This window comes from Streptomyces sp. NBC_00306, from assembly GCF_036169555.1.
GTDB classification, from domain to species: Bacteria; Actinomycetota; Actinomycetes; order Streptomycetales; family Streptomycetaceae; genus Streptomyces; species Streptomyces achmelvichensis.
This window is the reverse complement of record NZ_CP108032.1, coordinates 6,805,149-6,818,901: the sequence shown is the minus strand read 5'-3', so window position 1 is coordinate 6,818,901 and position 13,753 is coordinate 6,805,149. Positions and strand designations below refer to the sequence as shown.

Below are 13,753 nucleotides of genomic sequence, written 5' to 3'. Positions count from 1 at the left end.
CGTCAGCTGCTGTGCGTCCTCCCGGCAGTCGTCCCTGTTGCTGCTTCAGACCCGCGAATCCGTGGTCCCAGCGGGCGGCGGTGACCTCGTCGCCGGAAACGTGTGCGCACAGCCGCAGCGGGATCGGCGGCATCCCCGATTCGCTCAGCAGGTCGGCGTGCTGGACGACGAGGTCGCGCATGGCCTGGATGGTCGGGAGGAGGACGGTCCTGACCCACAACCGCCACTCGGCGGGTTCCTCTTCGGACGGGGGTGTCTCGTGCAGGGACGGCCACCTGCCGTCGGGACGGGCGCTGCTGCCGCTGCGAGAGCCGCACGCCGTCGAGGTAGGTGGCCGCACAGCCGACGAACGCCGGCGCGATGGTGACGACCACGGTGATCATGAGAGGCGATGCTGGTGAGCGTCACCTCCCCCTCGGCCCGCGGCCCGCGACTACGCAAGTAGTCCCGGCACGTCCGCGAACGAGTCGACGACGTGGTCGGGTTCGCCGGACGCGGCCCGGTGCGTCTCGGGGCGGTACTTCCCCGTCCGGACCAGGACACCCGTGATGCCCTGACGCTGGGCGGCGAGTACGTCGGACTCGATGTCGTCGCCCACCATCAGCGTCCGCGACGCGTCCGCGCCGAGGCGGGCCAGGGCGGCTTCGAAGAACGCCCCGGCCGGCTTCCCGAGCACCTCCGCCTCGACACCGGCCGCGCGTTCCAGGCCCTGGAGGAAGGCGCCCGCGTCGAGCTGCAGCCCCGCGTCCGTACGCCAGGAGAGATTGCGGTGCATCGCGAGCAGGCGGGCTCCGCGCTGGAGGTGGGCGAAGACCGTGTTGAGGGCCTCGTAGCCGAACTCCGGTCCCGCGCCGCCGACGACGACCACATCGGGGCGGGCGTCCGGGTCGTCGAGATCCACGAGGGTCACCTCCGCCAGGTCCTCGGCGATGTCACCGCTGTTGAGAACCGCGCAGCGAGCCCCGGGGAACTGCTCCGTGAGATAGGCGGCGGTCGCCGCCGGCGCGGTGAGGATGTCGTCCGCCGTGACCGGGAATCCCGACGCCACGAGGAGCCGCGCGATGGAACTCCGGGTACGCGACGTGGTGTTGGTGAGCAGCGCCAGCGGTACCCCCGCCTCGCGCACGCGTTCCATGGCCTCGACGGCTCCCGGAAGCGGCTTCCAGGAGACCGTGAGCACACCGTCGATGTCGATCAGGACTGCGCCGACCCGTTCCATGGTCCCGACCGTACCGACGGACCGGGGCCGGACCAAGGAGCCTCCCGGCGGCCGGTCCGGTTGTTCGGTGGGGCCGGCCGCCGAGGGGACGTCACCAGTCGCCGTCGGCCACCGGCTTACCGGGCTGCGGCGCGTCGCCGAGGGGGTGCACCTGGTGGGCGCCCGGTGCCTGCCAGGGCACGGAGTCGTCGCCGAGCCACTCGCCGACCGGCTTGACCCCGCCGAGGGAATCGGTGGGTGCGAGATCGTCCGCGCCGTCGTCGTAGTAGTCGAACCACGGCAGTCCGGCACGCGTGTACGCGGCCCGGTCGACCGGCGACGGGGGTGCCGCCTCACCGGTGATGCGACGCCACTCCGGCGGCGTCACCAGGTGGACGAAAACCCGGCCCGCGGGCGTCTCTGCCCAGTCGGACAGCGGCCGGTCGTCCTGGTAGACCTCCTGGCGCATGGTGCCGCCCACGCCCAGCCCCATCGCTGCCGCCCGCGGCTGGGGCGGGGCCATGCCGGGCGCGGCCATCGCCGGTGCCATGGGCGGGGCGCCGAACGCGGCGGGCGGTGCACCCCCGGGCATCGGCATGCCTCCGTAGCCTGCCTGAGCGGTCGCCGCCCTGGCCCGCGCCTCGCGCTCGGCGCGGGCGCGCTGCTCCTCGCGCCAGGCCTCAAGGACACCGGCCGCGAGCGGGAACGACTGGAGCTGCACGCCGCCCCAGGTCTCCTCGCCGGTCACCTGGCCCTCCACGGTGGCGCCCATCCCCAGCGGTACGGCGACGAACTGACGCACCGTCCCCTTGCCGGAGTTGATGCCGTCCAGCCACGGCTGGCGGGGCAGCACCACGTAGTTCTGCGGCTTCCGGGTCAACTTGCCGCTCCAGCGCTCGCCGGACACGGCACACACCTTGCCGACCCCGACCTGGAGCGCCGCCGGCTCCACGGTGCCGGAGAAGCTCAGCCACATCGCCTCCCGCAGATACACCGGGAGCATCACCCCGCCGCGTGCCAGCCACTCGGGCGGCACGGTGTCCGGGAAGTCTGCGACACGCCGCACCGGGAACTCGCCAAGACCCGGCGGCAGCGGGTGGGTGCCGGACTCCGGAAGCCGCAGTGTGCGGATGAACCGCACCCGTGCTCCCCCGCCCAGCACCAGACAGTTACCGTCGATCCGCACATCGCTGGTGGACACAGCGAACTCCCCTCGTCCCGGCCGTCTTCCAGGTGTTATCACGACGTGCGGCCGACCGCGGTTCCGGTCGTCCGGCACGCAGCCGTGCGCCTGCGCCGGCGGCCGCCGGCCCCGCTACTCGAAGCGCTCGGGGTCGCCCGCTCCCCGGCGTACGATCTCGATGCCATCGCCGGAGAAGTCGATGACCGTGGTCGGCTCCGTGCCGCAGTCGCCGGAGTCGATCACGGCGTCCACCACGTGGTCGAGCCGTTCCTTGATCTCCCAGCCCTGGGTCATCGGTTCGTCCTCGTCGGGCAGGAGCAGGGTGCTGGAGAGCAGCGGCTCGCCCAGTTCGGCGAGCAGGGCCTGGGCCACGACGTGGTCGGGAATCCTGACGCCGACCGTCTTCTTCTTGGGGTGCAGCAGCTGGCGGGGCACCTCCTTCGTCGCGGGGAGGATGAAGGTGTAGCTGCCGGGCGTCGCCGCCTTGATCGCGCGGAACACGTCGTTGTCGATGTGCACGAACTGCCCGAGCTGCGCGAAGTTCTGGCACACCAGCGTGAAGTGGTGACGGTCGTCGAGGTTCCTGATGGTCCGAATCCTGCTGATGCCGTCACGGCTGCCCAGCTGACATCCCAGGGCGTAACAGGAATCCGTGGGATACGCGACGAGCGCACCCGACCGGATGCTGTCCGCCACACTGCTGATGGTGCGCCGCTGAGGGTTCTCGGGGTGCACGTCGAAGTACTTCGCCATCCGGCGAGCTTACGGGCTGGAACCCGTTCGGCCCCCGCAGGCGCCGTTCGCGGTGGACACGGGGAACGGCCGTGTCCCACGATGGGCCCGTGGGTTCGGGGAATTCCGCCGCAGCGTGGGCACTGAGTCAGGTCGAGGCCGTGCGGGACGATCCGGCGGCCCGCCTCGACCTGGTCACCCGCACATATCACGGCCCGGTCGGCAGGGCCCCGCAGCATCTGCCCTTCCGGCGGGCGGCGCTGTCGTTCATGCGCTGGCAGATCCGCCGAGGTGTGCTGGCACCGGTACAGGGGGCGCTTCCCGGGAGCCCGTGGTGGCGTGCGGTCAACGAGCGGCTCCTGCGCGACGGCTGCGAGGCCGTCGCCCGCAGCGGCGGACTCGGCGGTACGGCGTCGTCGCCCACGGTGGGACTGTGGATGTCCTTCATCTCCGAGCCGACGGCGCGTACGTGGTACCGGGCCCACAATGCGAGCATCGCCTCCGCCTACCTGGACCACCGCGACCTGGCGGGCGAGGAGAGCCGGCCCGAACGCTTCTTCATGAATGTCGTGCTGCTGCGCGTCCTCTACACCCACGCCCTGGTCTCGGCCCCGCGTCTGGCACTCGGACGCCTCGCACCGCTCGGCCCACGGCTCGGCGATCCCCGGCTCGGGATGGCCGGGATCTTCCTGTCCCTGTCGCGGGTCCTTCCCGACCGGTACCCCCTCGACGACGCGGTGGCCGATTACCTCGCCGTCGAGCACAACCTCGGCCGGATGCTGGACTACGGCCTGATCGGGCCGCGGTTGCAGCAGCTCTACGCGTGGTCGGCCGAGGAGCTCGACGAGCCACGGCTCCTCGACTGCATCCGGGACGGCAGCCCGACGTACGCCTGGCCGTTCGCCGACCGCGCGGTGTGGCATCCGACGCGGCCGACCGCGATGGTGCGGGCGATCGAGCGGGTCCTGCCGCCGGACAACCGCGCACGACGCTGACGTCTTCGGCCGGCATCCCGGGGCGACGGGCTGGTGTGTGGTGCGGCGGGGGTGCGTCGCCCCCCTACTCGTCGTACCTGAGAGCTACCCGCGCGGTCCCCTCCGCAGCGGGACGCCGGTCATGAGGTGCTGTCCCTAACTTCCGTACTGCAGCCATGTGTTGCTGCACCACGGAAGGAGCACCATTCATGGCGTCCCGCCCCCGCCGCCGTCTGCGTCTGCGTCTGCGTCGAAGCCTGTTCGCCGCACTGGTCGCCGCGTCCGTCGCCGTGCCGGTGTCGGGCGCCGCACGGCCCTCGGCCGTTCCGGCACCCGCCCCGGTCGCCATCGGACCGGTGAACGTCGCCCCCGCTGCCCTGGCCGCGCGCTACGCCGCTCAGCGGGAAGGCATCCGGGCGGCCGAGCGCGCAGCCTCCGGACACGGCGACCGCCGGCGCGCCGCCGTGCTGTCCGCCATGGCCGGGCCCGACCGCCGGTTCCTCGCCTTCGACGGCCGGGACGGCGGCCGCGCCGCCGAGGTGTTCGGCGATCTGTCGCACGCCGACCGGATCGCGGTACTGGTCCCGGGGTCCGACACCGGTCTCGACCGATACGAGCGCTTCCGTGCGGACGCCCGGGAACTGCGGCGGCAGCTCGGCGACAGCGGTGCCGTCGTCGCCTGGCTCGGCTACCAGACCCCGGCCACCCCGAGTGCGGCGGCTCTCACCGCCGCGTCGGCCGAGAGCGCGGCACCCGCCCTGCGGTCCTTCGTCGCCGAGTTGGCGGCGGCGGCCCCGGCCACCCGCATCGCGGTGCTCTGCCACTCCTACGGCTCCGTCGTGTGCGCCCGTGCCGCCTCCGGTCTGAAGGCATCGGACATCGTGCTCTACGGCAGCCCTGGCACCGGCGTCGACCACGTCCGGGAGCTGCGCACCCGGGCGACCGTCTGGGCGGGCCGGGGCAGCGGCGACTGGATAGCGGATGTGCCCCACGTACGGCTGGGCCTGCACATCACCACCATCGGCTTCGGCGCGGACCCGGTGTCGGACAGGTTCGGTGCGCGCCGCTTCGACGCGGGCGCGTGCGGACACAGCGGCTATCTGCGGGCGGGGTCGGTGTCCCTGCGGAACATCGCGCGCATCGTTTCGGCAACCGCGCGGACGGGGGAAGGCCGTGCGTGACGTCGTCCGCCGTATCGACGCCGCCACCCCGCCGGGCCGCGATCGCGCCGTCGACGCCCTGCGGGCCCTGGCCATCCTCGGAGTGGTGCTGGGGCACTGGCTGGTGACCGCGCTCGTCGCCGACAGCGGCACGGTGCGGGTCTCGAGCCCGCTCCAGCATCTGCCCCGACTGGCGCCGGTCTCCTGGGTGTTGCAGACGCTCGCGGTGTTCTTCCTGGTCGGTGGACAGGTGGGGACGAGGAGTTATCTGTCGGCACGCGAGCGCGGCGTGACATACCGGCAGTGGTTGCGCACGCGGCTGGGGAGGCTGTTCGGGCCGGTGTGCGCCGTGCTGGTGGTGTGGTCCCTGGCCGCCGGGACGATGCTCGCGTGCGGCACGGGGTGGGCGACGGTGCACGCTCTCGGGAAGCTGGTGCTCTCGCCGCTCTGGTTCCTGCTCATCTTCGCCGTCCTGACGGCCGCGACTCCACTCGCGGCGCGACTGCATCCGCTGTGGCCGCTCGCTGTCGTCCTGAATGTCGACCTGTTCCGCTTCGGCCTGTCCGGACCGGACCGGATCGCCGAACTCAACGTGGTGGCGGGTTGGTTGGTCCCGTACTGTCTTGGCGCCGCCTGGGCGCGTGGCGGTCTGAGCAGCCGTGCGACGGCGTGGGCCCTGCTGGTGGGCGGCGCGGCGGCGACCACCCTGCTGGTGCTGTTCGCCGGCTATCCGGCGGCCATGGTCGGAGTGCCGGGTGCCGCCATCTCCAATCTCGCCCCGCCCACGCTCGCGGCCGTCACCTTCGGGATCGCCCAGTGCGGGGCGGCACTGCTGCTGCTCGACCCGCTGCGACGGCTGTGTGCCAGACCTCTGGCCTGGGCCGCGGTGGCGCTGGTCAACCTGTCGGCGATGACCGTCTTCCTCTGGCATCAGACGGCGATGATGGCGGTCACCGCGACCGCCCTGCTCGCGGGGAGGGCGGTGCCGGGCCTGCACACGGTTCCCGACGGACCGGGCTGGGTGCAGGCCAGGGTGCTCTGGCTGCCGGTGTTCGCGGCGGCGCTGCTGGTGTGCTGGGCGGCCTTCAGAACCTACGAGCAGGACCGGGCCCACGAACGGGAGAGGCGGGGGCGCACCACGGTGGTGCGCACGGGCAGGCCCGCCCGGAGGGAGGCGGCGCGCGATGCCTAGGGTTGATCGAGTGGGAGACAGCGGGGTGGGACACGGGGGCGACGCCGCGCGCAGGGCGGGAACCGGGCGACGCGTACCCACGGCGGCGCGCGCGGTCCTGCGGGCGCTGCGCGAGGACTTGTGGAGTACGGCCGCGCGCCCGCTGCCGCCGATCGCCACACCGGGCGGCCAGATGTGGCAGCCGGCCGTCGTCGTCCTGCTGGTGCTGATCGCCGCCGTGATCGCCCCCTTCGCCGTCAACGCCCTGGCCTTCTCCCCGCGGTACGGCATCGGCATGGGCACGGCCCTGCTGCTCGGCGTGGTGCAGGCAGCGACTCCGGTCGTGGCGGCCTTCCGTCCGGTGGTGGCCTGGTGGGTGACGACCGCCGCCATGGCGGTCACGGCTGCTCTTCCGGCGCTCGCGGGGGACGTCTCCACGGCCGGCGGCCTGACCCCGTGGACCGGGCCCGCGATCACCGCGCAGGCAGGTGTGCTGTTCCTGCTGGCACTGCGCCTGCGGCCCCGGGCGACCGCCGGGGCGCTGGCCGTCGGCGTCGTCGTGGGGCTGCTGTGTGCACTGCTGCCGCCGGGGGCCCGTCCCGCCGGCGTCGGCCAGGCCGTCGCGATCCTTGTCACGGCCGCGGTTCTGGGCGCCGCTCTGCGCGGCCGGCAGGTCGCCCGGAGCGAATTGATCGTGCAGGAGGAGCTCACGGCCGGCGAGCGGGCCCGCCGCGCGCTGCTGGAGGAGCGCAACCGCATCGCGCGCGAGCTGCACGACGTGGTCGCCCACCACATGTCGGTGATCTCCATCCAGGCACAGGTGGCGCCCCACCTCGTCGAAGCGCCGTCCGACGAACTCAGGGAGAACCTCGCGGGCATCCGGGACAGTGCCGTCGAGGCGCTGGCGGAGTTGCGCCGGGTCCTCGGCGTCCTGCGCTCCGAGGACGCCGTCGCGGACGGGGTGCGCCATGCCCCGCAGCCCACCCTGGACCGGCTGGACGACCTGATCGGCACGGTGCGCGGCGCCGGTGTCGGCGTCGACACACAGATCAAGGGCGAGCGACGTCCGCTGGCTCCGGGCGTCGAACTCTCGGCGTTCCGCATCGTGCAGGAAGCACTCAGCAATGCCATGCGGCACGCTCCCGGGGCCCGCGTGCGGGTGGAGATCGGCTATCACGCGGCCGTACTCGCCGTCCGTGTCACGAACACCGCCGCCTCCGGTCCGGTCCCGCCCGCCCGCGACGGCGGGCACGGGCTGCTCGGGATGCGTGAGCGGGCTGACATGCTGGGCGGCGACCTGGTGAACGGACCGCTGCCCGACGGTGGTTACGAGGTGCTGGCCACGCTTCCCCTGGAGGACGGATCATGACCATCCGCGTGCTGATCGCGGACGACCAGATGATGGTGCGCCAGGGCTTCACCGTGCTGCTGAACGCCGAGCCGGGCATCGAGGTCGTCGGCCAGGCCGTGGACGGCCTCGACGCGATCGCCAAGGTCGCCGAACTGACCCCCGACGTCGTCCTCATGGACATCCGTATGCCGGGACTGGGCGGGATCGAGGCCACGGGCCGCATCACCGGGCCCGCCGGCGACCCGGCCGTGAAGGTGCTGGTCCTCACCACCTTCGACCTCGACGAGTACGTGTACGAGGCGCTGCGCGCGGGGGCCTCCGGCTTTCTGCTCAAGGACGCGTCGGCCGCCGAGCTGGCGCAGGCGGTACGTGTGGTGGCGGCAGGTGACGCGCTGCTCGCACCGAACATCACGAAGCGGCTGATCGCCGAGTTCTCGCGGGTGACCCGCACCCACCGCGCTCCGCTCATGGAGCGCGTCGGAGCTCTGACGGAACGCGAGACCGAGGTCCTGGCCCTGATCGCGCAAGGGCTGTCGAACGCCGAGATCGCGACCCGACTGGTCGTGGCGGAGCAGACCGTGAAGACCCATGTCGGCCGGATCCTGCTGAAGCTGGGTCTGCGCGACCGTACGCAGGCGGCGGTGTACGCGTACGAAACGGGCGTCGTCCGCCCGGCCGGCTACTGACCCCGCGCTGCCTGCCGACGCACGAGAAGGCCCCGGCCGAGGACTGAGGAGGCCTGCCGGGGCCGTTCGTGGTGGCCGGCAGAGGGCGGTCGCCTCGCGGCGAAAGGCTCCATGGGGCTTCAGCCGAACGATCTTCCCCATGGGCTATAGGTAGGGCCCGGGGACACTGTCCCCTCCGCAGCCACGTAGACCAGAACCGCGGGCGTCCCCGGATTGTTCCCGCGCTCTCGCCGGGCTTCACCGCGCCCCGCGCCGGTGCGGCTCGTACGCCGGTCCGGGGCCGCGTCGGGCCCCTGGCGAGGACGCGGAGCCCGTGGTCGGTGTGGATGCGGGATTCGGGTGACGCAGGGCGATGACTTCTGCGCGCTCGTGCCGTCTGTCAGGACACGGGACATCACCGACGACTCTGGGAAGAGCCCGCCATGAAGAAGATCATCGCTCAGCTGTTCATCTCGCTCGACGGCGTCGTGGAGGCGCCAGACCAGTGGCACTTCCCGTACTTCGACGACGAGATGAGTGCGGCCGTCGACGCCGCCCTCAGCCCGTCGGAGACGCTGCTCCTGGGCCGTAAGACCTACGACAGCTTTGCCGGAGCCTGGCCGGAGCGGGAAGCGGCCGGCGGCGAGGACGCCCACTTCGCCAAGGCGCTCGGAGACGTCCGGAAGATCGTCGTCTCGCACCAGCAGCTCGACTTCACCTGGCGGAACTCCGAGCTGCTCGACGGCGACCTCGTCCAGGCGGTCACCGCCCTGAAGAACGAAGCGGGCGACGGACCCATCGGGATCAGCGGCTCGGTCTCCGTCGTCCGGCAACTGCTGGAGGCGGGACTGCTGGACGAGCTGCGCCTGCTGGTGCACCCGATCGCCGTACGCAAGGGAATGCGCCTGTTCGACGAGGGCGAGGCCCCGGTCCCGCTGACCCTGATCTCGTCCGAGACCTTCCGGACCGGGGTGCTGAACCTCGTCTACACCCGTGCCGAATCGGCGGGCGAGGGCACCTACGACGACGCGAAGAGCCGGCTGCCCCAGCCCGAGTAGCTGCGGCCCGGGGCCTGCGCGTCAGGGCGGCGCACCGCCGGTGCGTGCCGGGCCCCCGGACCGGTGGACGACTGCCCGCGGGCCCTCGGGGCCGGGCCCGGTGCCCGCCGCCCCCGGCCATCGGGATCTACTGTGCCGGTGCCAGGACGAACTCCACCGCCCCGGCGACGAGGACGACCTCCTGCGGCGTCCAGCAGTCCGACCGCTCCACCGCGATGTCCGCCGTGCAGAACCGGCACACGAGGTTCGGCCCGTCGCAACCGTCCAGCCCGCAGCATCCGTTCAGCCGTCCCCGTACGGTCGACCGCACCAGATCCCGCACATCGCCCTGGTTCACCAGCACGCCCTGCACCTTCGCCTTACGCGGTATCACGACGGCTCGCCGCTCCGACACCGGCACGAGCTGCTGCGACTGCTGCGGCGGCGGCTCGAAGGCGAAACACCCCGCCGCCATGCGCTGCGGGCACTCCTCCTGGCCGTCCGGCAGCGCGTACGGCGCGGGTGCCTCGTCCACGTCCGGGAGGGCCACCTCCTGGACGGGCCCGGTCACTTCGGCGTGGCACCGGCGGCAGCGAAATACGTACATCCCGCGATTGTGTCGTCGGAGTATCCGTCACGGCCAACACATTTCGGCCGGGCTCCGTATCCGCCGCACGTCACCGCGCGACTGCCGGCGGAACTGGCGCTGATAGCGTGCCCCGGCCCCGGAGATCACGGGGACCGGCTCCGACGGTGGACGAGAAGGTGACGATGTACGCGACATCCCTGGGTGACGACGGTGCGGAGCTGCGGCCGCTCGAGCCGTGGCAGGCCGAGGAGTTCCTCGCTCACGTGGACCGGGGGCGGGAGTTCATCGGGCAGTACAACGGCCTGCCCGACGTCGTCACCGACCTGGAGTCGAGCCGGGCCTTCCTCCAGGCGTACGCGGAGAAGACCGCCGCCGACACCGGGCGGATCTACGGCATCAGGACGGACGGCAGGCTCGTCGGCGCGGTCATCTTCCGGAGGATGGACGTACAGCAGGGCACCGCCGAGGCAGGATGCTGGCTGGAGCCTTCGGCCGTGGGCAGGGGGCTGGTGACCCGGGCCGTACGCGTGATCATCGACTGGGCCGTGGAGGAGCGGGGCATCCACCGGGTCGAGTGGTGGGTCTCGGCGGCGAACGAGCCCAGCATCGCCGTGGCCCGGCGGCTCGGGATGACGAAGGACGGCGTGCTGCGCGAGAGTTATCTGTACCGGGGGAAGCGGCACGACGAGGAGATCTGGTCGGTGCTGGCCCCGGACTGGCGGGCGGGCAGGGCGTCCTGACCACGGCCGGTTGTGGATGGCGTGTCCTGACGCCCGTGTCCTGAACGCCGCCGCGTACTGAACCCCGCCGTGTACTGAACGCCTGGCGCCTAGGGCGGCGGGGCGCAGGTCGGAGCGCGTCGCGTCTCCTCCGGCGGACAGGTCACAACGTGCCGCCGAAGTCGACCTCCTTGGTCTCCACCGTCCCGGCCGTCCGTCCCGGAGCCGTCTCGTAGGCCCAGTACAGGTTCGTGTGCGCGATGACCTGGGCGGGCGGCGGAGCGCCCCACTCCGTCAGATCCTCGGTCGTGTGGGCGTCACTGACGAGGGTCGTGTCGTATCCCCGGACGAACGCACCGTGGAGCGTGGCGCGAATACAGGCGTCGGTCTGTGCGCCGACGACGAAGAGCCGCCCGACGCCGAGTCCCGACAGCTCCGCCTCCAGGGTGGTCTCCTCGAACGAGTCGCCGTAGCCCTTCTCGATGCGGGGTTCGGCGTCGTGCGGGGCCAGTTCGGGAACGATCTGCCACTTCTCGCTCCCCTTCGCCAGCTCGTCGTCGGTCTGCTGGACCCAGAGGACGGGGACGCGTTCCCGCCGTGCCTTCTCGACGAGGCTGCCGATGTTGCCGACGGCGGCGTCACGCCGGTGCGCCCCCGCGACGACGCCGTTCTGCACGTCGACGACGAGGAGTGCGGTGTTGGGCCGGTTCTCGAGCGTGGTCATGGTCTCCTCCTCGGCCGGCGGGCTCCTGCGCGCGCCGGCCACCCGTGTCCGCCCACGGTAAGCCCGGGGCAGGCCCGCCGTTCGGTCGGGCCGGACCGACGGGCCCGGCCGGATCCGGACGACCGGCTCTACGACGTCGGCAGCGTCAGCACCACAGCCGCCAGCAGGACGTCGAGGACGCCGCAGAACTCCGCGTACCACCGCGGGACGATCATGTCCGCCCGGTGGTGCGCGACATCCCAGCCGGCGTGGGCCAGCCATCCCGCCGCGAGCACCAGCCGTGCCTGCTCCCCGTCGACAGCCAGGGCCACCAGCATGACGGCGCCGAAGACCAGGACACCCGCCGTCTCCAGCGTGAGCCAGCCGGGCCGCCACAGCTGCCCGCGTACGGCGCCCCAGACCCAGTACACAATCGCCGCCACGACGATGCCGTGCGCGAACTTCGTGTGCACCCCGATGACGGCGAGCAGCGCCACGGTCGCGGCCCCGACCCAGCTGGGCCAGTGGTACCTGACCAGCACCGGTCGCAGCCGGGCGGCGATGCCGGACGGGCTCATGACCGCACCCCGTGGGCGGCGCGACGGCGGAGCATCACGAGCAGCATGAGCGGGAACATCGCCACATGCAGCAGGACCATCAGGGTCTGGTCCGAGATCACGTCCAGCCACAGCAACGGGAGGAGGACGGGCAGGGGGACGAACATAACCCCCGACATTTCCGCGATGCCCGCCCGTGGGTGACCTCGCAGGCGCATCCAGATCGCCATCCCGAGCGCCATGTCGACGGTCATCACCACGGAGGCGAGGGCCGGTTGCCGCTCTGCCGAGTAACCGAGGTCAGCGGCGGCGACGATGCCCTCCACGACCGCGCCGAAGACCATCATCCCGGCGAACATCGCGACGACCATCTCCGCGTAGTGCAGTGCGAAGCGCGGCCAGTGTCCGCGTTCCGCTGCGACGTTGCTCATGAGAACCCTCCCTGCTGTGACGACCGGACCGATGTCCTCACCCTCGGATTGTGGCGAGCAGCCGACAAGGAAGGACGGAGGCGGTGTCCGAATACTTGGGATCCCTGTCATTCAGACATAGGATGGGAGCCATGGACGAGCGGTTGGTGGTCGTCGTCGCCTACGACGAGGCGCAGTTGCTGGACATCGCCTGCGTGACCTCGACGCTGGAGGCGGCCAATCTCGGAGGCGCCCGGCCGCCGTACCGCGTGCGTCTGACCACGTCCGGCGGCCGGGCGGTCACCTGTGACCAGGGGCTGACTCTCCAGGCACAGGAATCCCTCGAACGGATCAAGGGCCCCCTGGACACACTGATCGTCGCGGGTGGCCTGGGATTCAAGGCGGCAGCGGCGAACCCGCGCATCGTGGGCCATGTGCGCCGCCTCGCGGGCGAGAGCCGGCGCGTGGCGTCGGTGTGCACCGGCGCCGGTGTCCTGGCGGCCGCGGGTCTCCTCGACGGCAGACGCGCCGCGACCCACTGGATGTGGGCCGACGAGATCGGCGCGACGTATCCGAAGGTCACGGTGGACCCGAGCCCGATCTACATCCGCGACGGCCAGGTGTCCACCTCCGCCGGGGTGACCAGCGCGCTGGACCTGACGCTGTCGTTCGTCGCGGAGGACAACGGCCCCGAACTGGCACGAGGGGTGGCCCAGGCACTGGTGACGTATCTGCAACGGCCGGGAAACCAGGCACAGATGAGCATGTTCGTCGCCGCCGCGCCGCCGGAGCACGACCTCGTACGCCGTGTCGTCGACCATGTCACCAGCCATCCGGGCGCCGACCTGACCACGAAGTCGCTGGCCGCGCTGGTACGGGTGAGCGAACGTCACCTCACACGGCTGTTCATCGAGCATCTCGGCCGGACGCCGGGCCGGTTCGTGCGGCACGCACGGACGGAGGCGGCCGCCCATCTGCTGGCCGCCACCGGGCTACCGGTGGCGAGCGTCGCGAAGCGCTGCGGCTTCGGGACGGCCGAGACCCTGCGGCAGGCGTTCGTCGACCGCTACGGGATCCCGCCCTCGCGCTATCGGGCGGCCCAGGCGCAGTCCGGAATGCACCCCGCCATGGCGGCCCCACCGCCCGACAGCCGGTGACAACTCCCGGCGCCGCGCGGGATATTCACGCCGTGAGGGGTGATCGTGCCTGCGCGGGGCCGACGGCGGGGCATAATTTGCCGATGGAGGGCGGCGGATGATGCGTTTGACCGGCAAAGACAGCCAAGCACCGGACCACGGGGGTCC

The 13,753-nt window shown here is 72.0% G+C and carries 15 protein-coding genes; 8 read left to right on the top strand and 7 right to left on the bottom strand.

What is annotated here, in order from left to right; all coding sequences use genetic code 11:
- Positions 1–433 precede the first annotated feature (433 nt).
- The 3 genes from OHA05_RS30435 to OHA05_RS30425 form a co-directional block, all read right to left on the bottom strand.
- Positions 434–1,219 carry an HAD-IIA family hydrolase gene (locus tag OHA05_RS30435; RefSeq protein WP_313943061.1) on the bottom strand — a complete coding sequence of 262 codons (786 nt, stop codon included), beginning with the start codon at positions 1,217–1,219 and terminating at the stop codon, positions 434–436.
- Between the two features lie 91 nt (positions 1,220–1,310).
- On the bottom strand, positions 1,311–2,399 hold the full coding sequence (locus OHA05_RS30430; protein ID WP_313943062.1) for a hypothetical protein: 1,089 nt from the start codon (positions 2,397–2,399) through the stop codon (positions 1,311–1,313).
- 114 nt (positions 2,400–2,513) lie between these two features.
- A complete protein-coding gene (locus tag OHA05_RS30425) occupies positions 2,514–3,134 on the bottom strand; it encodes an L-threonylcarbamoyladenylate synthase (RefSeq protein WP_328862281.1) in 621 nt (206 codons plus the stop codon).
- Between the two features lie 89 nt (positions 3,135–3,223).
- Between OHA05_RS30425 and OHA05_RS30420 the strand changes: the two genes are divergently transcribed.
- The 6 genes from OHA05_RS30420 (at position 3,224) to OHA05_RS30395 (ending at position 9,492) form a co-directional block, all read left to right on the top strand.
- On the top strand, positions 3,224–4,108 hold the full coding sequence (locus tag OHA05_RS30420; RefSeq protein ID WP_328862280.1) for a hypothetical protein: 885 nt from the start codon (positions 3,224–3,226) through the stop codon (positions 4,106–4,108).
- Between the two features lie 188 nt (positions 4,109–4,296).
- Entirely contained in the window at positions 4,297–5,268 is a 972-nt protein-coding gene (locus tag OHA05_RS30415) for an alpha/beta hydrolase (RefSeq protein ID WP_328862279.1), read from the top strand.
- Positions 5,261–6,439, top strand: a complete 1,179-nt coding sequence (locus OHA05_RS30410; protein ID WP_328862278.1) for an acyltransferase family protein — start codon at positions 5,261–5,263, stop codon at positions 6,437–6,439. The genes OHA05_RS30415 and OHA05_RS30410 overlap by 8 nt, the downstream gene beginning before the upstream one ends.
- Positions 6,440–6,449: 10 nt before the next feature.
- On the top strand, positions 6,450–7,787 hold the full coding sequence (locus tag OHA05_RS30405) for a histidine kinase (protein ID WP_328862277.1): 1,338 nt from the start codon (positions 6,450–6,452) through the stop codon (positions 7,785–7,787).
- Positions 7,784–8,455 carry a response regulator transcription factor gene (locus OHA05_RS30400; protein ID WP_313943068.1) on the top strand — a complete coding sequence of 224 codons (672 nt, stop codon included), beginning with the start codon at positions 7,784–7,786 and terminating at the stop codon, positions 8,453–8,455. Before OHA05_RS30405 ends, OHA05_RS30400 begins: the two co-directional genes overlap by 4 nt.
- Before the next feature lie 422 nt (positions 8,456–8,877).
- Positions 8,878–9,492, top strand: a complete 615-nt coding sequence (locus OHA05_RS30395) for a dihydrofolate reductase family protein (protein WP_328862276.1) — start codon at positions 8,878–8,880, stop codon at positions 9,490–9,492.
- A 127-nt stretch (positions 9,493–9,619) separates the two neighbouring features.
- Here OHA05_RS30395 and OHA05_RS30390 read toward each other — a convergent pair whose 3' ends face one another.
- Positions 9,620–10,078: a hypothetical protein gene (locus OHA05_RS30390; RefSeq protein ID WP_328862275.1), complete on the bottom strand. Its 459-nt coding sequence runs from the start codon at positions 10,076–10,078 to the stop codon at positions 9,620–9,622.
- Between the two features lie 164 nt (positions 10,079–10,242).
- Here OHA05_RS30390 and OHA05_RS30385 point away from each other — a divergent pair, with 164 nt between their 5' ends.
- Positions 10,243–10,800, top strand: a complete 558-nt coding sequence (locus OHA05_RS30385; RefSeq protein WP_328862274.1) for a GNAT family N-acetyltransferase — start codon at positions 10,243–10,245, stop codon at positions 10,798–10,800.
- A gap of 142 nt (positions 10,801–10,942) precedes the next feature.
- Here OHA05_RS30385 and OHA05_RS30380 read toward each other — a convergent pair whose 3' ends face one another.
- From OHA05_RS30380 to OHA05_RS30370, 3 genes are all read right to left on the bottom strand, one after another.
- The gene (locus tag OHA05_RS30380) at positions 10,943–11,503 is read right to left on the bottom strand and encodes a cysteine hydrolase family protein (RefSeq protein ID WP_313943072.1); all 561 of its coding nucleotides are present in this window, start codon (positions 11,501–11,503) and stop codon (positions 10,943–10,945) included.
- A gap of 128 nt (positions 11,504–11,631) precedes the next feature.
- Entirely contained in the window at positions 11,632–12,060 is a 429-nt protein-coding gene (locus OHA05_RS30375) for a hypothetical protein (RefSeq protein WP_328862273.1), read from the bottom strand.
- The gene (locus OHA05_RS30370) at positions 12,057–12,470 is read right to left on the bottom strand and encodes a hypothetical protein (RefSeq protein ID WP_313943074.1); all 414 of its coding nucleotides are present in this window, start codon (positions 12,468–12,470) and stop codon (positions 12,057–12,059) included. Before OHA05_RS30370 ends, OHA05_RS30375 begins: the two co-directional genes overlap by 4 nt.
- Before the next feature lie 131 nt (positions 12,471–12,601).
- On the opposite strand from OHA05_RS30370, the gene OHA05_RS30365 reads away from it, so the two are divergent.
- A complete protein-coding gene (locus OHA05_RS30365) occupies positions 12,602–13,606 on the top strand; it encodes a GlxA family transcriptional regulator (protein WP_328862272.1) in 1,005 nt (334 codons plus the stop codon).
- Positions 13,607–13,753: the final 147 nt, after the last annotated feature.